General features: G+C 45.4%; 20 protein-coding genes. 6 read left to right on the forward strand and 14 right to left on the reverse strand.

The window, feature by feature from the left end; all coding sequences use genetic code 11:
- Positions 1–68: 68 nt before the first annotated feature.
- The 5 genes from galE to lpxK form a co-directional block, all read right to left on the reverse strand.
- Complete coding sequence (gene galE / locus RDK53_RS00320) at positions 69–1,088, reverse strand: UDP-glucose 4-epimerase GalE (RefSeq protein ID WP_308512756.1); 1,020 nt, start codon at positions 1,086–1,088, stop codon at positions 69–71.
- 54 nt (positions 1,089–1,142) lie between these two features.
- On the reverse strand, positions 1,143–1,796 hold the full coding sequence (adk, locus tag RDK53_RS00325) for an adenylate kinase (protein WP_277036426.1): 654 nt from the start codon (positions 1,794–1,796) through the stop codon (positions 1,143–1,145).
- 80 nt (positions 1,797–1,876) lie between these two features.
- Complete coding sequence (gene kdsB, locus RDK53_RS00330; protein ID WP_308512757.1) at positions 1,877–2,635, reverse strand: 3-deoxy-manno-octulosonate cytidylyltransferase; 759 nt, start codon at positions 2,633–2,635, stop codon at positions 1,877–1,879.
- A complete protein-coding gene (locus RDK53_RS00335; RefSeq protein WP_066590826.1) occupies positions 2,632–2,823 on the reverse strand; it encodes a Trm112 family protein in 192 nt (63 codons plus the stop codon). The genes kdsB and RDK53_RS00335 overlap by 4 nt, the downstream gene beginning before the upstream one ends.
- Positions 2,823–3,854 carry a tetraacyldisaccharide 4'-kinase gene (gene lpxK / locus RDK53_RS00340; protein WP_308512758.1) on the reverse strand — a complete coding sequence of 344 codons (1,032 nt, stop codon included), beginning with the start codon at positions 3,852–3,854 and terminating at the stop codon, positions 2,823–2,825. The genes RDK53_RS00335 and lpxK overlap by 1 nt, the downstream gene beginning before the upstream one ends.
- 446 nt (positions 3,855–4,300) lie before the next feature.
- Between lpxK and xseA the strand changes: the two genes are divergently transcribed.
- On the forward strand, positions 4,301–6,133 hold the full coding sequence (xseA, locus tag RDK53_RS00345; RefSeq protein ID WP_308512759.1) for an exodeoxyribonuclease VII large subunit: 1,833 nt from the start codon (positions 4,301–4,303) through the stop codon (positions 6,131–6,133).
- Positions 6,134–6,180: 47 nt separating this feature from the next.
- A complete protein-coding gene (locus RDK53_RS00350; RefSeq protein WP_308512760.1) occupies positions 6,181–6,765 on the forward strand; it encodes a superoxide dismutase in 585 nt (194 codons plus the stop codon).
- Between the two features lie 47 nt (positions 6,766–6,812).
- Here RDK53_RS00350 and RDK53_RS00355 read toward each other — a convergent pair whose 3' ends face one another.
- The gene (locus tag RDK53_RS00355) at positions 6,813–7,226 is read right to left on the reverse strand and encodes a DUF192 domain-containing protein (protein ID WP_308512761.1); all 414 of its coding nucleotides are present in this window, start codon (positions 7,224–7,226) and stop codon (positions 6,813–6,815) included.
- A gap of 50 nt (positions 7,227–7,276) precedes the next feature.
- Positions 7,277–7,480: a cold-shock protein gene (locus RDK53_RS00360; RefSeq protein WP_308512762.1), complete on the reverse strand. Its 204-nt coding sequence runs from the start codon at positions 7,478–7,480 to the stop codon at positions 7,277–7,279.
- Between the two features lie 394 nt (positions 7,481–7,874).
- On the opposite strand from RDK53_RS00360, the gene RDK53_RS00365 reads away from it, so the two are divergent.
- Both RDK53_RS00365 and RDK53_RS00370 read left to right on the forward strand, forming a co-directional pair.
- Positions 7,875–8,189: an ATP-dependent Clp protease adaptor ClpS gene (locus RDK53_RS00365; protein ID WP_066590835.1), complete on the forward strand. Its 315-nt coding sequence runs from the start codon at positions 7,875–7,877 to the stop codon at positions 8,187–8,189.
- Complete coding sequence (locus RDK53_RS00370; protein WP_308512763.1) at positions 8,182–10,494, forward strand: AAA family ATPase; 2,313 nt, start codon at positions 8,182–8,184, stop codon at positions 10,492–10,494. Before RDK53_RS00365 ends, RDK53_RS00370 begins: the two co-directional genes overlap by 8 nt.
- A 46-nt stretch (positions 10,495–10,540) precedes the next feature.
- Here RDK53_RS00370 and dut read toward each other — a convergent pair whose 3' ends face one another.
- From dut to RDK53_RS00395, 5 genes are read right to left on the reverse strand one after another with little or no spacing between them, the layout of a single operon-like run.
- Positions 10,541–10,987, reverse strand: a complete 447-nt coding sequence (gene dut, locus RDK53_RS00375) for a dUTP diphosphatase (RefSeq protein ID WP_308512764.1) — start codon at positions 10,985–10,987, stop codon at positions 10,541–10,543.
- Positions 10,971–12,188 carry a bifunctional phosphopantothenoylcysteine decarboxylase/phosphopantothenate--cysteine ligase CoaBC gene (gene coaBC, locus RDK53_RS00380; protein ID WP_308512765.1) on the reverse strand — a complete coding sequence of 406 codons (1,218 nt, stop codon included), beginning with the start codon at positions 12,186–12,188 and terminating at the stop codon, positions 10,971–10,973. The genes dut and coaBC overlap by 17 nt, the downstream gene beginning before the upstream one ends.
- Before the next feature lie 18 nt (positions 12,189–12,206).
- Positions 12,207–12,701 (reverse strand): signal peptidase II, encoded by a 495-nt coding sequence (lspA, locus tag RDK53_RS00385; RefSeq protein WP_308512766.1) that lies wholly within the window; start codon positions 12,699–12,701, stop codon positions 12,207–12,209.
- 3 nt (positions 12,702–12,704) lie between these two features.
- Entirely contained in the window at positions 12,705–15,575 is a 2,871-nt protein-coding gene (ileS, locus tag RDK53_RS00390) for an isoleucine--tRNA ligase (RefSeq protein WP_308512767.1), read from the reverse strand.
- Between the two features lie 42 nt (positions 15,576–15,617).
- Positions 15,618–16,562 (reverse strand): bifunctional riboflavin kinase/FAD synthetase, encoded by a 945-nt coding sequence (locus tag RDK53_RS00395; protein WP_308512768.1) that lies wholly within the window; start codon positions 16,560–16,562, stop codon positions 15,618–15,620.
- Positions 16,563–16,779: 217 nt separating this feature from the next.
- Between RDK53_RS00395 and purN the strand changes: the two genes are divergently transcribed.
- The gene (gene purN, locus RDK53_RS00400) at positions 16,780–17,424 is read left to right on the forward strand and encodes a phosphoribosylglycinamide formyltransferase (RefSeq protein ID WP_308512769.1); all 645 of its coding nucleotides are present in this window, start codon (positions 16,780–16,782) and stop codon (positions 17,422–17,424) included.
- A 7-nt stretch (positions 17,425–17,431) separates the two neighbouring features.
- Entirely contained in the window at positions 17,432–18,997 is a 1,566-nt protein-coding gene (locus RDK53_RS00405; protein WP_308512770.1) for an RsmB/NOP family class I SAM-dependent RNA methyltransferase, read from the forward strand.
- Positions 18,998–19,098: 101 nt separating this feature from the next.
- Here the strand turns inward: RDK53_RS00405 and rpmG are convergent, their stop codons facing one another.
- Both rpmG and rpmB read right to left on the reverse strand, forming a co-directional pair.
- Entirely contained in the window at positions 19,099–19,266 is a 168-nt protein-coding gene (gene rpmG / locus RDK53_RS00410; RefSeq protein WP_066590853.1) for a 50S ribosomal protein L33, read from the reverse strand.
- A gap of 15 nt (positions 19,267–19,281) precedes the next feature.
- Positions 19,282–19,515: a 50S ribosomal protein L28 gene (gene rpmB, locus RDK53_RS00415; RefSeq protein ID WP_066590859.1), complete on the reverse strand. Its 234-nt coding sequence runs from the start codon at positions 19,513–19,515 to the stop codon at positions 19,282–19,284.
- Positions 19,516–19,528: the final 13 nt, after the last annotated feature.

Here is a 19,528-nt window from a genome sequence, read left to right on the forward strand (position 1 = left end):
TCCGCGAGGTCTAGTGCTTAAACAAAAACGCCGCATTCGCGGCGTTTTTGTTGGATAGGTGTGTTGGATTAATCTTCGTATCCGTTAGGATTCATGCTCTGCCAACGCCAAGTGTCGGCACACATCTCTTCAATACCACGCTTGGCTTGCCAGTTTAGGACTGTCTTTGCTTTTGCAGGGTTAGTCCAGTAGGCCGCTTTGTCTCCTGCACGGCGCGGGCAAATTTGGTAAGGAACTTTCTTGCCGCTTGCTTTTTCAAAGGCGCGTACAAGCTCTAAAACGCTCGTGGAGCTGCCGGTTCCGAGGTTAACGGTAAGCAGCTGAGGTTGATGATTAAGTACCTTCAGGGCTTGTAAATGGCCGTCTACGAGGTCCATTACATGGATGTAGTCTCGGCAGCCGGTGCCGTCTGCAGTGGGATAGTCGTTGCCGAACACATTTAAGTGATCGCGTTTGCCGACGGCGACTTGAGAAATAAACGGCATAAGATTGTTTGGGATGCCGTTAGGATCTTCGCCGATGAGTCCACTTTCATGGGCACCGACCGGATTGAAGTATCTCAGGATGGCAATTGACCAATCGGGTTCTGCTCTGAATGTTTTTCTAAGAACTTCTTCAATCATCCACTTGCTCAGGCCGTAATTGTTGATCGGGGACAGAGGAGTGGATTCATCGAATTCATCATAGCCGGGATCGCCGTAGACGGTGGCCGATGAGGAGAAGATAAATTCCTTGACACCGTGTTTTTTCATAACGCGCAGAAGCACGATAGTGCCTTCGACGTTGTAGGAAAAATAAAGAAGCGGATCGGACTCGGATTCACCGACGGCTTTTTTCCCTGCAAAGTTAATGACGGAGTCGATTTTGTACTCCGTGAAAACTTTGTCTAAGTCGCTCTCAAAGCGGATGTCGCCTTCGATAAGAACAGGTCTCTTACCGGTAATTTTTTCGATGCGATCCAGAACAGTCGGTTTGCTGTTGCTGAAGTTATCAAAAATAATCGGGTTGTAGCCGGCTTCAATCAGGCTGACAACCATGTGGGATCCGATGTATCCCGTTCCTCCGGTTACAAGGATATTTTTAGTCATTCCAAAATCCAAAAAATAAGGCCTTGCAAAGAGCAAGGCCGAAACTGATCTGAATTACTTACTCAACGCGTCAATGATGCGGCGGTTAACTTCTTTCACATCGCCGATACCGTCGACTTTAACGTATTTAGTGTTAGATTGACCTTCAGCAGCGAGCTTCTGATAGAAATCAACCAAAGCTTCAGTCTGGTTGTGGTAAACCTGAAGACGCTTCTTAACGGTTTCTTCCTTATCGTCGTCTCTCTGAATCAAATCTTCGCCCGTCACATCGTCCTTACCCTCAACTTTAGGAGGATTGAACTTGATGTGGTAGCTTCTGCCGGAAGGAAGATGAACGCGTCTGCCGCTCATTCTTTCCAAAATGGCTTCATCGGGTACAGCGATTTCCAAAACGTAGTCAATTGGAATGCCTGCTTCTTTCAGAGCTTCTGCCTGAGGAATTGTGCGTGGGAAACCGTCGAAGAGGAATCCGTTCTTGCAGTCAGGCTGCTGGAGGCGTTCCTTAACCAGGCCGATGATGATGTCATCGCTTACGAGTTCGCCGGCATCCATAATTTTCTTAGCGGCTAAACCCAAAGGAGTACCTGCTTTGACAGCAGCACGCAGCATATCACCGGTAGAAATTTGAGGAATGTTATAGTGGGCAGTGATGAGAGCTGCTTGAGTGCCTTTGCCTGCACCTGGAGCTCCGAGAAGAATCAAACGCATTTGACAACTCCACTTATTGAAATATAAAAGTTAAATTTTAAAAGAAATTAGGAATCGAAGAAATAATTTAGTGTGAGACATTATTTCTTGCTGAAATAAAGCCGGACTCTTTCTAAATCTTCAAAAGTATCTACTCCCGGAGGAATCTCACGGTTGAAGATTTCTACACCGATTTTGTAACCATGCCAAAGAGCACGCAGCTGTTCCAAACTTTCGAAAGTCTCTAAAGGTGATTTAGAAAGGCGCGGATATTGCTTCAAGAAAGAAGCCCGATAGCTGTAAATTCCGACATGGCGCAGTCCTAAATCTTCCGGAATGGATTCTTTGGATTTGGCAAACAAATCTCGATCCCAAGGGATTGGGGCTCTACTGAAAGTCAGCGCTTCATTTTTCTTGTTGAGCTCAACCTTGACAACATTCGGATTGAAGAATTCTTCTGCATCACGGATTCGAATGGCGGCCGTTCCCATTGCCAAGCCTTCATCCTTTTTTAGAATTTCTGCAACTAAATTAATGATGTCAACCGGAATAAGAGGCTCGTCTCCCTGGACATTGACGATAATTTCGTTTTCATCGAGATTAAGTTTATTGACCACTTCGCTTAATCTATCGGTACCGCAGGCACAGTCTTTTGAGGTCAATTGTGCTTCGATGCCGTGCTCTTCGCACGCCTTTTGGACCGTCAGGTCATCGCAGGCGACAATGACGCGCGAGGCTGCTGACTTCGCAGCCTGTTGAGCTACTCTGACAATCATTGGAATACCGTCGATTAAAGCCAGAGGCTTGTTCGGAAGCCTTGTGCTGGCCAGTCGCGCCGGGATAATAACGGTAAAACTCATTTCAGTTTTTGCTCCAGCTCTTCATCGGAAAGATCTCTTGCTTCATCCGGCACTAAGTCGGGAATTTCATCGATAACTGAAAACGCTTTTTTATCGCGTTTGCAAAACAGTTCTTTCTTTTCTTTATCGTACAAAAGAGGGCCCTTACAGAAAGGACAAACAAGTATTTGTGTTAATTTCGGATCCATTATGCTTTTTTCTCTGGTTTCAAAGAAGAAAGTTTTTCTTCAATGAAATCTATTAAGAACTTATCTAAAACTATTTCTAAAGGCACGACGTAGATTCTAGTGTCTCTTTTAATGTCTTCGTGCTTTCTGCATTTAACCGCGTCTTTCTCTGTAATGAAGATGAGATCAGCGTTGATGTCCTTAAAGGGATTTTTGTCGTAATCGTAATGATCCGGAAGCGGAATGCCTACCACTTCCAAACCGTGAGCTCTGAGCATGGAGAAGAATCTTTTCGGCACGGCGATGCCAGCCACTGCTGCCGCTGAGTATTGCTTCTTTCTTTGGATCTTGCTTAATGTATCCAAAGAAATGACTTCACCGGTTGCGTATTGAATGGCGTTGGTAAATCCGCTGGTTGCCACATATCTCGGAGTTGTGGAAGAAATCACGTCTTCCGTTGCGTTAAGGACCAGAGCATCAACATCATTAAGACGGGAAGGCGGCTCTCTTAGAGGGCCTGAGGGGAGAACCCATCCGTTGCCTAAGCCCCGGGCTCCGATAACTGCAATTTCAAAGTCACGCTGAAGTTCATAATGCTGCAGCCCGTCGTCACTAATAAGAATATCGACCTCAGGATAGGCTTTCAGCAGAGCTTCGGCAGCGGCAACTCTCTTTTTAGAAACAAAAGTCGGAACGTTCGTGGATTTTTTTATAAGAAGAGGTTCGTCTCCGACAATATCCGGATCACTGGTTGTTAAAACTTCTTTAGGGGAATCGGTTTTGCCTTTGTAGCCGCGGGAGATTACACCGGGGTTCCATCCTCTCTCCTGAAGTTCTTTGACTAATGCAATCGTGACCGGTGTTTTTCCTGTACCTCCGACATAAATATTTCCTACCACAACAACCGGAACTCTGATTTTCACAGGAACGGTCTTGTTTTTTCTGTATTTCGCCGCACCCATAAAAACGGCGGAAAACGGTAAAAGGAGCCAGGAAATTAATCCTCGGCGATCCCATTGTTTATGTAGGAAAGATTCAAGTTGAACTTTCATTGAAGTCATTAAGAGTCAAAAAAATTAATTGTAAAAGAGAAAACACTTTATTTTTTTCGTTCAACTTAATTTCCGAATTTTGTGAACAAAAAATGTTTGAGATGACTCAAAAAAACGAAGAGACGTGAAATCAATGAGTAAGAGAAAAATAACCTCCTGCTTCCAACCTTTTCATTGTTAATAACTTTGTGGATAACTTCTGGAAAGTGTGCATAACTATTTTGAATTTAAAAGGATTTTTTAGCTTTTCCACCTTTGTTAATTCAAAAATTATATTTAAATTCAATAAGTTACATAAACTCATCGGCATTCTCAACGGTGGTGAATAAAATTGTGGATAACTTTGTGGATTATGTGGATAAGGGTAAAAAATAACGGCTCAATATGTTCTTTGTTCACGAACAAAAAAATAATTGGCTTAATATTCATGCATCAAGGAGTGAAGATTGAGTGAGATAGTAAATACAGTAAAAGATCCGAGAATTATGACCGTCTCGGAAGCGGTTCAGAAAATTGATTGGACGGTTAAGTCGATGAGGACTCTTCTTGTCGAAGGGGAAATCTCTTCTTTTAATAATAACCGTGCGAGCGGGCATTGGTATTTTGCTATCAAGGATGAAGAGGCAGTTTTAAACTGCATGATGTTCGCTTCTAAAAATTACGCCGTAACTTTTAGTCCGGCTATCGGCGACAAGGTTAAAGTCGGAGGCAATCTGAGCCTCTACGGTAAAACCGGAAAACTGTCTCTGGAAGTCCGCCGAATGGTCAGAAGCGGACAAGGAGAACTCTTTGAAAAATTTCTTGCATTAAAGAAGAAGCTGTCTGACGAGGGACTTTTCCAGCGTGAGCTGAAACGGCCGGTTCCTCTGGCACCGAGAACTGTAGGAGTCGTTACAGGGCTTCAAACCGCAGCTTTAAAAGATGTCCTTACTCGGCTAAAAAGATATTCACCATACGTTGACATCATTGTTTATCCGACCTTTGTACAAGGGGCTGCGGCTGCCGAGGGTATAGTTCGTTCGCTTCGAATTGCATCAGAAAGAAAAGAGGTTGATGTTTTGCTTCTTGTTCGCGGGGGAGGTTCTATAGAAGACTTATGGTGCTTTAACGAAGAGAAGGTCGCCAGAGCCATCCGCCAGTGCAGCATTCCGGTGATCACCGGTATCGGCCATGACAGTGATCAGACCATTGCAGACTTTGCCGCTGATATCTGGGCTCCGAATCCTACGGCGGCTGCTGTGGCAGCGGCTGCGCCAAAAGAAGAGCTCCTTTTGCGTGTGGAGAAACTGTGCCGGACCCTTTACAAAGACATCGAGAACTTTTTGAGCCGTTCTGAAAACCAGACGGCTTATGCCTCCAGACTTTTTGAGTCTCCCGATGTTTTTCTGAACTATTACTCGGATCGTTTTAAAAAAGATCTTCTGGGCTTTAAAGGAAGCGCAAGCAATTTTTTATTTACTTCACAGACAAATTTGCAGAAAAAGCTTCATAGTATGGGGAGGATTTCTTTTGTGCCGAAAGCCTCTCAATATTCTTCCTGTTTGGTTCGTATCTCTAATTTAGTCAATCAAAGTTTGGCTTCAAGGGAACGTCAGCTGAAAATTGAACTTCCGCCTTTGGATATTCTGTTGGCGGGCTACAAAGACAAACTGGCTTTTTTAGCACAAGGACTCGCAAAGAATTTCCAAGACCATAGAGGGCGTCAAAGTCAAAAACTGTTTTACGAGATTTGCGGTTTTAAAAATAAGGTTCAGTTTCAGGACAGATCCAAAGATCTCCATCATCTATTAGAAAAGATTAAAGTGCAGAGAGAAGGATTCTTTATTCAGCTAAAAACTCCGGCACTTTATCGATTGGAAACTCCGGATGCAAGGATTGCTGAAGGAAAAAAAGAAACCAGACAATATATTTTGGCCCTGTTTAAGGGGTTTTTCAGCGAGGTTGTTTTCCAGAGACAAAGGCTTCTCGGCAGTCTGCAGAGTCTGCGCAAACAAAGGCCGGTTTTGAAGAATGATTCGATAAAAATCGCCGCCGAGTCAATGCGCGCTTATGGCCAAATGAAACTGACGGTAAGGCGGAATAGTTTAATTAATCTGGAGACGAAACTTTCAGGACTGGATCCTAACAAAATGCTACAACTCGGATACGCTATTGTTAAGCGTAAAAATGAGGTTGTCAGAAGGGGTGAAGAGCTGCAGGAAGGCCAAGAGATTCAAGTGATTTTCTATGATCGAACCATTAATGCTCGAGTTGAGAGGATCACTAGCAAAAACACTTAAAACTATGCATAATACCGCAAGAAATAATAAACACTAGGAGACCCCAAATGGCATTTACACTTCCTCCTCTTCCTTTTGCGATGAATGCTCTCGAGCCTTACATGAGCGAAAAGACTCTGAGCTATCACTATGGAAAACATCATAAAGGCTACGTTGACACACTCAACACATTGATTGCTGGTACAGACTATGAATCAATGCCTTTAGAGGAGATTATCCGTACTACTCAACAGGGTCCAATTTTCAATAACGCATCTCAAAATTGGAACCACACTTTCTTCTGGAACAGCTTAACTCCTAACGGCGGCGGAGTTCCTACCGGCCGAGTTTTAGCAGCGATCGAGGCTAAGTGGGAAAACTATGATGCATTCAAAGAACAGTTCATTAAGAGTGCTGCCGGCAATTTCGGTTCCGGCTGGACATGGCTGATTCAAACAGAAAACGGTACTTTAGACATTCTTAATACCAGCAATGCAGGCTCCCCGATTTCCTCTCCATCTAAGCCTTTGATGGTTTGCGACGTTTGGGAACATGCTTACTATCTGGACTACTACAATGTCAGAGCCCAGTTCGTTACAACATTCCTCGAACATCTCGTTAACTGGGAATTCGTAGAAAAGAATCTTCAATAATTGAATTGATTGGATGAGAGAAAACCGCAGGCGAGGAGCCTGCGGTTTTATTTAAGGGAGGCGACTTTGTCCCCTTTCTTTATGTTGTTTTTTTCGAACCAGCCTTGATTCATTTCAAGAGCGTATTTCGCTGCTCTTTTGCTGCAGTGAATATTCTCTGTCAGGGGGTGCATTTTTTCGATATTGATTATTGTCCCGTTGCTGTCAATAAAAGCGACCGAGAGCGGAATGTAGGTGTTTTTCATCCACATGCAGACCGGCATGGCATAGTCGAATTTAAAGAGCATTCCATTTTCAGCTGGAAGTTTCTTGCGGTACATCAGGCCGATTTCTCTTTCTTGGTCAGTGTCAGCAATTTCCACTTGAATGATTTTTTGATTGATTTGAATCTCTTTTAGTTCGGCGGCATTAACGGCCATCGGCAGGAGCAGAGCTAAGAGAATGCGGCAGCAGTATTTCATGGAAAAGAAAAACTCGGTCTGAGCCGAGTTTTTATAGCTAAGATTTCGAATTAAACCAGTTTGATGTTGTCAGCTTGTTTGCCTTTTTCACCGACTTTCACATCATAGGTAACTTTCTGACCTTCTTTGAGGGTCTTGAAGCCGTCCATCTTGATTGCAGAGAAATGAGCGAAGAGATCTTCACCGCCGTCATCGGGAGTGATGAATCCGTAGCCTTTTACGTCGTTAAACCATTTTACGGTTCCTGTTGCCATTTTTTATATCTCCAAAAATTTAACGGCGTTGTCTCTGGTGCTCACCCGCCACTGAATGTGTTTTTGACAGTTCGTTAAGCTGGATTTTCACAACCGGTAAGACCTTTTGCTGAAACCTGACTACTACTGCGGTACTGCCTTACTGTCTGTGAGAAAAGACTGACAGTAACTAGATTTTTAATGTATACGGGAGAATTGTCAACGAGGACAAAGTATCATTGACAAGATGAGTTGGGACAAGCGCATATCTTTATTACAGAAAAAAATGCTTTGTAACCCTTACTCTGAGGTTATTTAGTCAAAATTGTCTGATAGTTGGGTTCGGACAAGGAAAAAGTATTTTGGCGGTTTGTCCGCATTTAATTGTTGTTATCTAACCACAAAAATTAGTGATATGTCTTGCTCGCAAACTGGATCGTCAACAAGGGTAAAACCGAAGGTTAAGCCTTATAAGAGACCGAATAGATGGAGTGTCATTCTCCATAACGACGATGTAACGACAATGGAGTTTGTTGTAATGCTCCTGAAAGAGGTATTCGGAAAATCAACGGAAGACGCGATGACGATCATGCTGAAAGTGCATGAAGAAGGGCGCGGTGTTGCAGGGATTTACAGCAAGGATTTAGCCGAAACAAAAATGATGAAATCCCGTGAAATGGCAAGAGCTGAAGGCTATCCGCTTAAGATAACCATAGAAGAAAATGAGTAGTTTAAGTAAAGAAGTTCAAAAATTAATGATGATTGTCTTCCTTCGAGGAAGAAGCGACGGAGTTGAGTATCTGACTCTAGAGTATTTGCTATGGGGACTTCTGCAGGGAGGAGAGGTCGAGGAGTTCTTGGAAGAACAAGAAGTTGATACTCACGAACTCGAAAACGAGATTAACCTGGTTATTTCAAAAGAGATAGCTGAGCAAAATAAACTTGCTAAGGATAAGAATCCGGACGTGACCGTTGGGTACTCACGAGTTTTGCAGCGTGCCATTATTCAAGCACAGTCGGAAAACCGAGAAGAAGTCGACAGCTTAGATCTGCTCGATGCTTTGCTGGCGGAAAAGGACTGCGAAGCGGTCTACCTTCTTAATCAGCACGGTATCGATAGAAACGTTCTTGCCGAATACATCGAAACCATCTTGGCCGAGAGCGAAGAACTCGGAGCACAAGAGGCCGAGGAAGATGCGAGAGAAAGTAAAAGACGAAAATCCGCTTTAGACACCTATGCGTTGAACTTAAACAATGAGGTTAAAGAAGGCCGCATTGATCCATTGATCGGCCGAAGCGAAGAAATTGAAAGAGTTATCCAGGTCCTGGCAAGAAGAAGGAAGAATAATCCTATTCTTGTCGGTGAGGCCGGTGTCGGTAAGACTGCAATCGGCGAAGGACTCGCTTACAAGATCGTAAAAGGAGAAGTTCCTAAATTCTTATCAGACTTCGAAGTTTATTCCGTGGATGTCGGCTCAATGCTTGCCGGCGCTCATTATCGCGGCGACTTCGAAGAAAGAATGAAGAACCTTATTAAGGAAGTTGAATCCAAGCCGAAGACCATTCTCTTCATTGATGAAATTCATCAGATTTTAGGGGCCGGTACTACCGAGGGCAGTGCATCAGATGCCGCAACCATGATGAAGCCCCATCTGGCAAAGGGTACTCTGCGAGTCGTCGGGGCCACAACCTACGACGAACTCAGAAAAATTTTCAGCAAAGACTCCGCCCTGATGAGACGTTTCCAGAAGATTGATGTGACTGAACCGACCGTCAAGGAAACAATAGAAATTCTTAAGGGTTTGAGCGGCAAGTTTGAGGAACATCACAGTGTGGTTTACAAAGACTCAGCCATTGTTGCAGCAGTTGAACTTTCCGACCGCTTTATCTCCGATAAAAAACTTCCTGATAAGGCCATCGATGTTATCGATGAAGCCGGTGCAAGAAAAAGATTGCATTCGGACGGCAAGAGCAATATTGTTACCAAGGCGGATATTGAGGAAGTCATTACAAAGATGGCGAGGGTGCCTCCCCAGACCGTTTCTTCGGACGACAAGAATCGATTGAAGACTTTGGCTCAAACATTGAAGAATGTAATTTACGGTCAGGATCCGGCTATTGACGCTATTTCAGACGCGATAAAACTCTCTAGGAGCGGTCTTGGCAAGACAGATAGGCCAATTGGTGCTTTCTTGTTTGCCGGGCCTACAGGCGTCGGTAAAACAGAATTAGCAAAACAGCTGGCCTCAGCCATGGGGGTTAAGCTGATACGTTTTGATATGAGTGAGTACATGGAGAAATTCTCCGTGTCGCGCTTGATTGGTGCGCCTCCGGGATACGTCGGCTTTGATCAAGGCGGATTATTGACTGAAGAAATCGGCAAGCATCCGCATTCCGTTCTGCTGCTAGATGAAATTGAAAAAGCTCATCCGGATATTTACAACATCCTTCTACAGGTGATGGATCACGGCGCATTGACGGACAACAACGGTAAAACAGCAGACTTTAGAAACGTTATTTTGATCTTGACGACTAATGCCGGGGCCAGAGATTTGAGCAAATCCTCCATCGGTTTTCTTAACTCGACGCATTACGGCGATGAGCAGATTGAGATTAATAAGACCTTTACGCCTGAATTTCGCAACCGCTTGGATGCGATTGTTTCCTTTAAAGCACTAGGAACAAACGAAATTAGAAAAGTGGTTGATAAATTCCTCCTGGAAATTGAAACCCAGCTTCACATGAAAAAAGTGGAGGCGACATTTACGGAAGAGCTTAAAGAATTCTTGGCTAAGAAAGGGTTTGATCCGAAGATGGGAGCTCGTCCGATGTCCCGCTTGATTCAGAATACGGTGAGAAAAGCATTGGCCGATGAACTGCTTTTCGGTCAGCTAAGCCGAGGTGGAAAGGTCAAAATTGGATTGGATGCGCAGGAAAAAGTGACTTTAGATATCGAGCCGGCTCCGATTATCCCAAAATCTGAAACGACCGACTCGGCTCAAGAGTTGCCCGCAGAAGTTTCGCACAATAATTAGCAAGAATAAGCAGAAAGCCGCTGAATGCGGCTTTCTTGCAGAGAAATTAACCAATTCCGGAGGAACCGAAACCTCCCGTTCCTCGTTCGGTTTCTTGGAACTCTTCAACCTCTTCGAATTGAGCGTGAACCACAGGCACAATAATCATCTGTGCAATTCTGTCCAGAGGCTGAACGGTGAAAGCTTCACTCGAACGATTCCAGCAGGAGACTTTCAGTTCGCCTTGGTAATCGGAGTCAATCAAGCCGACTAAATTGCCGAGAACTATTCCGTGCTTATGGCCGAGACCTGAGCGCGGAAGAACAAGCGCAGCATAGTTTGGATCCCGCAGATAGATGCTAATTCCCGTGCCGATGAGATAAGTTTCTCCCGGTTCGACCACAATAGGTTTATCAATCATGGCTCTTAAGTCAACTCCGGCAGATCCGGCTGTTCCGTAGGAGGGTTTGAATTCTTTTGCCCGTGGATCTAAGTATTTAATTTGAACGTTCACAGTTTCTGTCCTTCAAGAGTCTGTTGATTTCTAATACAAGTGTGTCGGCTAATGCTTCTTTGCTTCCGGGCCCGAGTGTTTTTAGGCCGTCCTTTGTAATGAACACGGCGTCATTGGAGTCAGAATTAATCGCATTGGCAGGATTGGCGACAATTAAATCTGCGCCTTTTCTCTGAAGCTTAAGCTGGCCGTTTTCGATGACATCATTAGTTTCGGCCGCAAAGCCGATGCAAAGGGGCTTGTTTTCTAAATGGCCAACTAAGGAAAGGATATCCGGATTCTTTGTCAGTTCCAGAGTGTAGGAATCCGAAGAGTTTTCTTTTTTGATTTTCTTATCAGAAAAGTGAGCCGGGCGATAATCCGCTACGGCGGCAACTGAAATGAAAACGTCCGGTTTTTCCTTATCTAAGAGCTGCATAACGCAATTTTTCATCTCTTCGGCACTCGTGACGTTAAATCGTTCTGCTCCTGCAGGCGTCTGTTGGTGCACCGGTCCTGATACCAGTAAAACATCTGCCCCGTAACGGCTGCAGGCAGATGCAATGCTGTAGCCTTGTTTTCCGCTGGAGGAATTGGTAATTCCTCGGACCGGATCGAGCGCTTCAAAAGTCGGTCCTGCCGTAATCAATACTTTTTTACCCGACAGAAGTTTAGGATAAAAAGCCCGGCTAATGTCCTCAGCGATGTCTGCCGGCTCTTTGAGTCTTCCTTTGCCGTTATCTCCGCAAGCTTGAATGCCGGCTTCAGGACCCGAGAACGAAACATCGGGCCAGCTTTGAAGCTTTTCGACGTTCTCTAGATTTGCCGGGTTGTTCCACATAAAAGCATTCATTGCCGGAGCAATGATTATCGGTGTCTTGCGGGCTGCACATAAAGAACTGAGAAGATCATCGCAAATGCCGTTCCGAAGTTTTGCAATGAAGTTGGCGGTTGCCGGGGCTACTACGATGAGATCAGCCCAATCAACAAGATCGATATGAGCGATTGTGCTGTTGGAAGGGTCCCACATATTTTTGGCAACTTTTCTTCGGGTAAGAGCCTCGAAGGTGGCTTCACCGACGAAATGGGAGGCGGCCTCCGTAAGCACTACCTGAACTTCCGCCTGATTTTTGACAAGCAGACGGATGAGCTCACACGCTTTATAAGCAGCAATGCTTCCGGTAATGCCCAGAAGTATTTTTTTGCCTTTTAGAATGTGCATACGACATCCTTAGAAAGATTACTTGGAACGGAAAAATTCCCAAATAATGACAATGAAAGCGCCGACGCAAATACAAATGTCAGCAACGTTAAATGCGGGCCAATGATAGTTAAATGCATGGAAGTCCAGAAAATCGACGACATAACCTAAATTCATGCGGTCGTAGGCATTTCCAATGGCACCGGCTAAAACGAGAGACAGTCCGAAGCACAAAACGGGTTTCGAACTGTTTTTAGCAATAAGACACAGAATGACGACGGAAATAACAAGGGCTAGCACCAAGAAAATCGGCTGCTGCCATCCGCCGGCATCTGCAAGAAAAGAGAATGCTGCACCGGTGTTGTAAGCAACGACGAGATTGAAGAAGTCAGTGACTCTTTCTGAGTCACCGACAATCATCCGATGCTGAATCCAGTACTTGGTCCATTGATCAAGTCCGATAAGCAGTGCAGCAAAGAGGGACCACAGGAATACCGCGGTCCAGTTCCAATTATTAGTTTTTTTTGAAGCCATCAATTAAGCAAATTTACGTTCTTCAGGAACACCGAACAAATTGCCTACGCAGCGGCAGCACAGTGTCGGATAGTTCTGGTCTTTTCCGACGCTTTCAACGTATTGCCAGCAGCGTTCGCATTTCTTTTCGGTCATCGGCTTAACGATAATTTCGCGTTTGTCAGAGACACCGACAAGTTTTGCGGAACTTGTGATGAAGACGTAGCGAAGTTCGTCGCCTAAAGTCTGGAGGATATCGTATTCGGTTTGCGGTACCTTCAGTTCCACAGCTGCTTGTAATGAGGAACCGACTTTGCCTTCAGCTCTGAGAACTTCAATTTCTTTCTGGACATCAGAGCGGATAGCGCGGATGACAGCCCATTTGTTGAGCAGTTCAACGGATTCGCTGATGACAGGAAGGGCTTCGAATTTTTCCGTGAAGATGGTTCCGGAGCTCTTCGGGTTGAAGAAGGAATATGCCTCTTCAGCAGTGAAGGAAAGAATCGGAGCAATCATCTTCAAGAAGGCATTGGTCAGATACCACAATGCTGTCTGAGCGGAACGACGAGCCTTTGAATCGGCAGCTGTTGTGTACAGACGATCCTTGAGAATATCCAAATAGAAACCGCCCAAATCATCGCTTGCAAAGAGCTGCAGCATGGAGGAAACCATATGGAAATCATAAGCATCGTACTTAGTCAAAACTTCGTCTTGAAGCTGTTGAGTTCTTGCGATAGCCCATCTATCCAGTTCTGCTAACTCTTCAACCGGAACGGCGTCTTTTTCAATATCAAAGTCGTTGGTGTTGGCCAAGAGGAAGCGGATGGTATTTCTGAAGCGACGGTAGGAATCTACGGTACCTTTCAGAATTGTCTGACCGAGAGAAATTTCACCGGTGTAATCGGAGCTGCCGACCCACAAACGGATAATTTCAGCACCGTATTTATCGGCAATTTCGGAAGGCAGAATGACGTTGCCTAAAGATTTGCTCATCTTGCGGCCTTCTTCGTCTACGGTAAAGCCGTGCGTGAGCAGAGCTTTGTACGGAGCTCTCTTATCGATGGCGCAGCCGGTCAGAAGAGAAGAGTGGAACCACCCTCTGTGTTGGTCGCTTCCTTCGAGGTACAAGTCTGCAGGATAGCCGAGCTTGTCAGCGTGAGAGCCTCTCATGACAGTCATATGAGTGGTACCGGAATCAAACCAAACATCTAACGTATCAGTGGATTTTTCATACAAATCAACATCTTTATCGATGAGGTCGGAGACTTTCAACTGCGTCCAAACTTCGATGCCGCCTTGTTCAACTTTGTCTGCAACGTCTCTCAAGATTTTCAGTGTGTCCGGGTGAAGTTTGCCGGTTTCTTTATTGATCAAGAAGGGCAGAGGAACACCCCAGGTTCTCTGTCTGGAGATACACCAGTCAGGACGGTTGGCGATCATGTTGTGGAGTCTGACTTCGCCCCATTCAGGATAGAAAGTCGTGGCTTCAACAGCTTCTAATGCGACTTTGCGAAGAACAGGTTCTTTTTCAACAGGCTTGCAGACGCCCTCAGAGTCAGCGACCGGTTCATCCATTCTGATAAACCACTGGTTAGTTGCTCTGTAAATCAGCGGTGTCTTATGACGCCAGCAGTGCATGTAGCTGTGGCTGATAGTCTCGTGATTGAGGAGGTTGCCGGCAACAGTCAATGCATCCAAAATTTTCGGCTGAGCTTTCCAAATATTTAATCCGGCAAACATCGGCAGCCAAGAGGCATAAACACCGTCTGCCTGAACGGGATTGAGAATCTCGTCGTTGGTTAAGCCGTCCTTCTTACAGGAGACGTAGTCGTCTACACCGTATGCAGGAGCACTGTGAACGATACCGGTACCGGCTGTTGCGTCAACGTAATCGGCGATGATGACAGGAGAAAATCTGTCATAGCCTTTGTCGAGACCGGCAAGAGGATGTTTGAAACGAAGGTGATAAAGATCGGAGCCTTTTGCTTTACCGATAACTTTTCCTTCTAAGCCATAACGTTTGAGAGCATCTTCATACAGGCCTTCAGCAAGGATGAAGTTTCTATGCGGAGTTTCAACAACAACATAGTCCAACTCCGGGCTGAAGTTCAAAGCCTGGTTGGCCGGGATTGTCCAAAGAGTGGTTGTCCAGATTACGGTTGCGGTCGGCTTGGTCAATTTGACATTGAAAAGCTCTTCGGCTCTGGCTTTGTCTTCATCGGCCAAGGGGAAAGCAACGTCAATAGCGGGGCTGCTTCTGTCCGCGTATTCAACTTCAGCTTCAGCTAAAGCACTCTTGCAATCGAAGCACCAGTTAACGGGTTTAAGACCACGGTAGACGTAACCTTTTTCCAAAATAATACCGAGAGCGCGAATTTCTTCTGCTTCAGTTTTCGGGCGCATGGTCAGATATGGATCTGACCAATCGCCGAGAACGCCGAGGCGCTTGAAGCCTGCCATTTGATTCTTAATTTGTTCTTTGGCGTAGGCGCGGCATTTAGCCATGATTTCTTCTTTAGGAAGATTCTTGCCGTAAGTCTTTTCAATTTGAATTTCGATCGGCATGCCATGGCAGTCCCAACCCGGGACGTAAGGAGCATCAAACCCCTGGAGTGTACGGGTTTTGCAGATGATGTCCTTTAGAACTTTATTGACAGCGTGTCCGACGTGAATGTTGCCGTTTGCATAGGGAGGGCCGTCGTGGAGAAGAAATTTAGGCGCACCTTTGCGTGCTGCTCTGATTTTTCCGTAAACATCCTTGGCTTCCCATTCCTTAATGAATTCTGGCTCACGCTTAGGCAAATTGCCTCTCATCGGAAATTCAGTGTCAGGAAGATTTAACGGAAATTTTTTTACTTCGGCCGCATCCGAATTCTGTTTATTTGCTTTTGACATAATTCCTTGGCCCCCTCGGGCTCTTCAAGGTTAATAAAAAAACTAAACGGACAAGCCTAAAATTTGCTTTGCCTTTTTCTGGTCATCAGCAATAGCTGCCCGCAACTCTTCGAGAGAATTGAATTTCTTCTCATCTCGGATCTTCGCAAAGAATTCTACATTGACAATCTTGTCATATAGGTCTTCATGGAAATTAAATAAGTGAGTTTCGAGTAAATACTCACCGTGATCATCGACGGTCGGTCTTTTTCCGATACAAGCAACGCCTTCAATCGGGCGCGGAGCAATCCCGTGAGCTTTTACGGCGTAGACACCGGTGATTGCCGGGCGTGCTTTGGAGTACGGAGGAAGAATTCTTTGATTAATCGTTGGAAAGCCGAGCTTGCGGCCTAACTGTTTTCCGTGAAGAACTTTTCCGGAAAGGCTGTAATGGCGTCCAAGCATATAGTTTGCCGAAGCAATGTCACCTCTGGCTAAAGCTTGACGAATGCGGGAGCTGGAAATTGCCGCCTCCCCGTGATAAATCATGGGCATAGGATGAACTTCAAAATGAAATTCTTTTCCCAGATCTTCCAGGGTATGGAAATCTCCCGCTCTCTTAGCACCGAAGTGAAAGTTTTCTCCCACGGTGACCCAACGAGCGTGCAGACCTTGTACTAGCAGGTCTTTAACGAAGTCATACGGACTTAAGGAAGCCAGCTTTTCATCGAATTTAACAATGTAGACTCTTTCGATCCCGCTTCCCTTCAATGCCTCCACTTTGTCGTGAAGGCTTAAGATTCTTGCGGGGGCGGCAGCCGGATTAAAAAATTCCCGAGGATGAGGTTCAAAAGTCAGAATAGCCGGGCATAACAGTCTGGCGTGTGCAGCCTCAACTACTTCCCGAATTAAAGCCTGATGGCCGAGATGTACACCGTCAAAGTTGCCGATGGCCACGGCACAGTCCAATCTATCTTCTGGTTTTGGCAGTCCCCGAAAAACTTTCATTTTCCTCAAATCTCAAAAAATAACTGTAACGATCAATTATGCCAGCATCGATTTGGATTCTCATTTTTGAATGTAAGAAACTTTTCTAACAAGAAGTTTCCTTGGAAATAGGAATGCATCAATTTTGAGCCAGAGTTTCAGAACCTCTTATTGTGTATACTCGATCAGATTACCTTATCAAAGGCCACAGGCCTTTCTAATATCAGTGTTCAATTTTATGAAAAACATCGTCGTTCTCATTTCCGGGCGCGGAAGCAACTTTAAAGCAGTTTATGAAACAAGCGTAAAAGAAAAATGGGCTGAGATTTGGGATATTCGCATTGTCGGCGTTATCTCCAACCGCCCTGAAGCCGCTGGTTTGGAATTTGCTCAAAGCGTCGGCATTCCGACCGCAGTAGTTGATCATAAGAAGTATGAAGACAGAGAAAGCTTCGAGAGAGATCTGGTCAAGCAAATTGAAGCATTCCACGGAGAGTTGGTTGTTCTTGCCGGATTTATGCGAGTTTTAACACCGTATTTTGTCCGTCAGTATCCGGGAAGAATTCTCAACATTCATCCCGCACTACTGCCGTCTTTCCCCGGTCTGCATACCCATGAAAGAGCGCTGGAAGCGGGCGTCCGCATCCACGGAGTAACGGTACATTTTGTTTCCGATGTGCTCGACGGCGGCGAAATAGTCGGACAGGCTGCCGTTCCTGTTTTAGCAGGAGATACCCCTGACAAGCTGGCTGAAAGAGTACTCAAAAAAGAGCACATTCTCTACCCAAGGGCAATCCGCCTGGTAGCCTGTCAAAAAGTACGACTGGAAGAAGGTACAGTTAAGATGGATCTTGAATCCAGTGAGCAATTAGCAATTTTCTAAGTTAAAAATGGCAACAGAAAAACCAAGATCAGCCAGAAAGCCCGGCTATAAGCGTCAGGATGCACCTAAACGCAAATTAACTGACAGACAAAAAGCGGCGAAAGAACGTTGGGCGAAGATGACTCCGGAAGAGCGTCAAACGCATGACAAAACTAAGGCTCCGAATCCGAGAATGCAGAAGCAGCATCCCGGACAAGTCCGCATCACTTCTTTAGTGGTTGATGAACTGGGCAAAGCTTTAAGAACTATTTTGAAGCTTGACGGGCCGGCCGATGTTCTGATGAGCATTTACTTTAAGAATGCACGGCATTTAGGTCCGAGAGAAAGAACGCTTATTGCCGAAGGCATCTATTACACCATGCGTCATCTTTCTATGATCACTTGGAGGATGGACCCGGTAAGACCTAACAAAGCACCGCGTTTGACCGGTTTGGTTGCGTTGGCTCTGCAGCATGGGTTAGATGCCATCCATGATCAGATTTTAGGCAAAGAAAAAGAAACTCTGAAGAACATGCTTGCTCCTAAGAGTTCTGATGCTCCGAAAGAGTTTCAAGCTGAAGTGCCGAAATGGCTGTATGACTTGGCGGTGGTACAGTACACCGACCATAAGGCTTTGTTTGAAGCCATGCAGGAAGGCGCTCCTTTGGATTTGCGCGTTAATAGCCTTAAGAGTACGCCGGATGAAGTTATTCTGGAATTGGAAGAGCACGGCGTCAAAGCAGAGAAGGGTATATACAGTCCTGACTGCGTCCGTCTCTTTACTAAGCCTGCTCTGACTCAATGGCCTATTTACAAAGAAGGCAAGGTTGACGTGCAGGATGAAGGCAGTCAACTGATTGCTCGCCTAGTGCAGCCTAAACGCGGCGAAATGATTTGCGACTTCTGTGCCGGTGCCGGCGGTAAAACGCTGGCTTTGGGCGCACTTATGAAGAGTTCGGGCCGAATCTATGCTTTTGATGTTAATGAGAAGCGTCTGAACGGTCTTGCTCCGCGTATGAGAAGAGCCGGATTAAGCAATATTTATCCGGTTGTGATTCGCGATGAACACGACAAGCATATCAAACGTCTTTACGGAAAGATGGATCGCGTTCTTGTTGATGCTCCATGCTCCGGAACCGGAACCTACAGAAGGAATCCTGATCTGAAATGGAGATTTGGCGAAGAAGAACTGAACAGAATTAACGATATTCAAAAGTCGGTCTTGCGCAGTGCAGCAAAAATGCTGAAACCGGGCGGTCGTTTGGTTTATTCCACCTGTTCCATTTTGAAGCGGGAGAATCAGGACGTAATTGAAGAGTTCCTGAAAGAGAATGAAGATTTTGAGCTGCTTGATGCTTTTGATATTCTTCAGAAGCAGGGAGTAGAAATCAATCCTTATCAGAAGGAACGCTTCGGAGAATATTTTGTGATGCTTCCGCACTTGAATAAGACTGATGGTTTCTTCGGTGCGGTACTTCAGAAGAAAAGATCAGAAAAGCCAAACAAACGTTTGACCCAAAATACTCCGGAAAATGCAGAAGCTGAAAAGCCGGTTGAGGTAAAAGCTGAAGAGGCAACAGAGGCTGCGAAGTAGGACAGGAAGGAAGAGCAGGGGCAGCGATTTTGCCTCTAGCTCTCCGGGCAACAAAAAACCGAAGCGGAGGCTTCGGTTTTCTGCTAAGAATCTTAGCTGAATTACTTCAACTTAGTTTCTTTGTAGACCACGTGCTTGCGAGCAACAGGGTCGTATTTGCTCATTTCCATTTTGCCACTTTGATTACGTTTGTTCTTAGTGGTTGTATAGAAGTGGCCGGTTCCAGCGCTGGATACCAATTTGATTTTTTCACGAATACCTTTCGCCATGGTGAACTCCTTAGATTAGATTTCGCCGCGGGCGCGAAGGTCCGCTAAAACAGCATCAATGCCGTTCTTGTCAATTGTACGCAGGGCTGCATTGGTCACGCGCAAACGAACCCAGCGGTTTTCGCTTTCAACCCAAAAACGGCGATATTGCAAATTGGGCATGAAGCGACGCTTTGTTTTGTTGTTTGCGTGCGAAACATTGTTGCCGACCATTGGAGCTTTGCCGGTGACTTGACACACTCGTGCCATCGCTAACTCTCCA

The sequence above is a fragment of the uncultured Turicimonas sp. genome (assembly GCF_902477955.1).
GTDB lineage: Bacteria > Pseudomonadota > Gammaproteobacteria > Burkholderiales > Burkholderiaceae_F > Turicimonas.

Bases quoted from the DNA above. Each gene is read 5' to 3' on its own strand.
- galE (WP_308512756.1), bottom strand. From the start codon at position 1,088: ATGACTAAAAATATCCTTGTAACCGGAGGAACGGGATACATCGGATCC.
- adk (WP_277036426.1), bottom strand. From the start codon at position 1,796: ATGCGTTTGATTCTTCTCGGAGCTCCAGGTGCAGGCAAAGGCACTCAA.
- kdsB (WP_308512757.1), bottom strand. From the start codon at position 2,635: ATGAGTTTTACCGTTATTATCCCGGCGCGACTGGCCAGCACAAGGCTT.
- RDK53_RS00335 (WP_066590826.1), bottom strand. From the start codon at position 2,823: ATGGATCCGAAATTAACACAAATACTTGTTTGTCCTTTCTGTAAGGGC.
- lpxK (WP_308512758.1), bottom strand. From the start codon at position 3,854: ATGAAAGTTCAACTTGAATCTTTCCTACATAAACAATGGGATCGCCGA.
- RDK53_RS00350 (WP_308512760.1), top strand. From the start codon at position 6,181: ATGGCATTTACACTTCCTCCTCTTCCTTTTGCGATGAATGCTCTCGAG.
- RDK53_RS00355 (WP_308512761.1), bottom strand. From the start codon at position 7,226: ATGAAATACTGCTGCCGCATTCTCTTAGCTCTGCTCCTGCCGATGGCC.
- RDK53_RS00360 (WP_308512762.1), bottom strand. From the start codon at position 7,480: ATGGCAACAGGAACCGTAAAATGGTTTAACGACGTAAAAGGCTACGGA.
- RDK53_RS00365 (WP_066590835.1), top strand. From the start codon at position 7,875: ATGTCTTGCTCGCAAACTGGATCGTCAACAAGGGTAAAACCGAAGGTT.
- RDK53_RS00370 (WP_308512763.1), top strand. From the start codon at position 8,182: ATGAGTAGTTTAAGTAAAGAAGTTCAAAAATTAATGATGATTGTCTTC.
- coaBC (WP_308512765.1), bottom strand. From the start codon at position 12,188: ATGCACATTCTAAAAGGCAAAAAAATACTTCTGGGCATTACCGGAAGC.
- lspA (WP_308512766.1), bottom strand. From the start codon at position 12,701: ATGGCTTCAAAAAAAACTAATAATTGGAACTGGACCGCGGTATTCCTG.
- ileS (WP_308512767.1), bottom strand. From the start codon at position 15,575: ATGTCAAAAGCAAATAAACAGAATTCGGATGCGGCCGAAGTAAAAAAA.
- RDK53_RS00395 (WP_308512768.1), bottom strand. From the start codon at position 16,562: ATGAAAGTTTTTCGGGGACTGCCAAAACCAGAAGATAGATTGGACTGT.
- purN (WP_308512769.1), top strand. From the start codon at position 16,780: ATGAAAAACATCGTCGTTCTCATTTCCGGGCGCGGAAGCAACTTTAAA.
- RDK53_RS00405 (WP_308512770.1), top strand. From the start codon at position 17,432: ATGGCAACAGAAAAACCAAGATCAGCCAGAAAGCCCGGCTATAAGCGT.
- rpmG (WP_066590853.1), bottom strand. From the start codon at position 19,266: ATGGCGAAAGGTATTCGTGAAAAAATCAAATTGGTATCCAGCGCTGGA.
- rpmB (WP_066590859.1), bottom strand. From the start codon at position 19,515: ATGGCACGAGTGTGTCAAGTCACCGGCAAAGCTCCAATGGTCGGCAAC.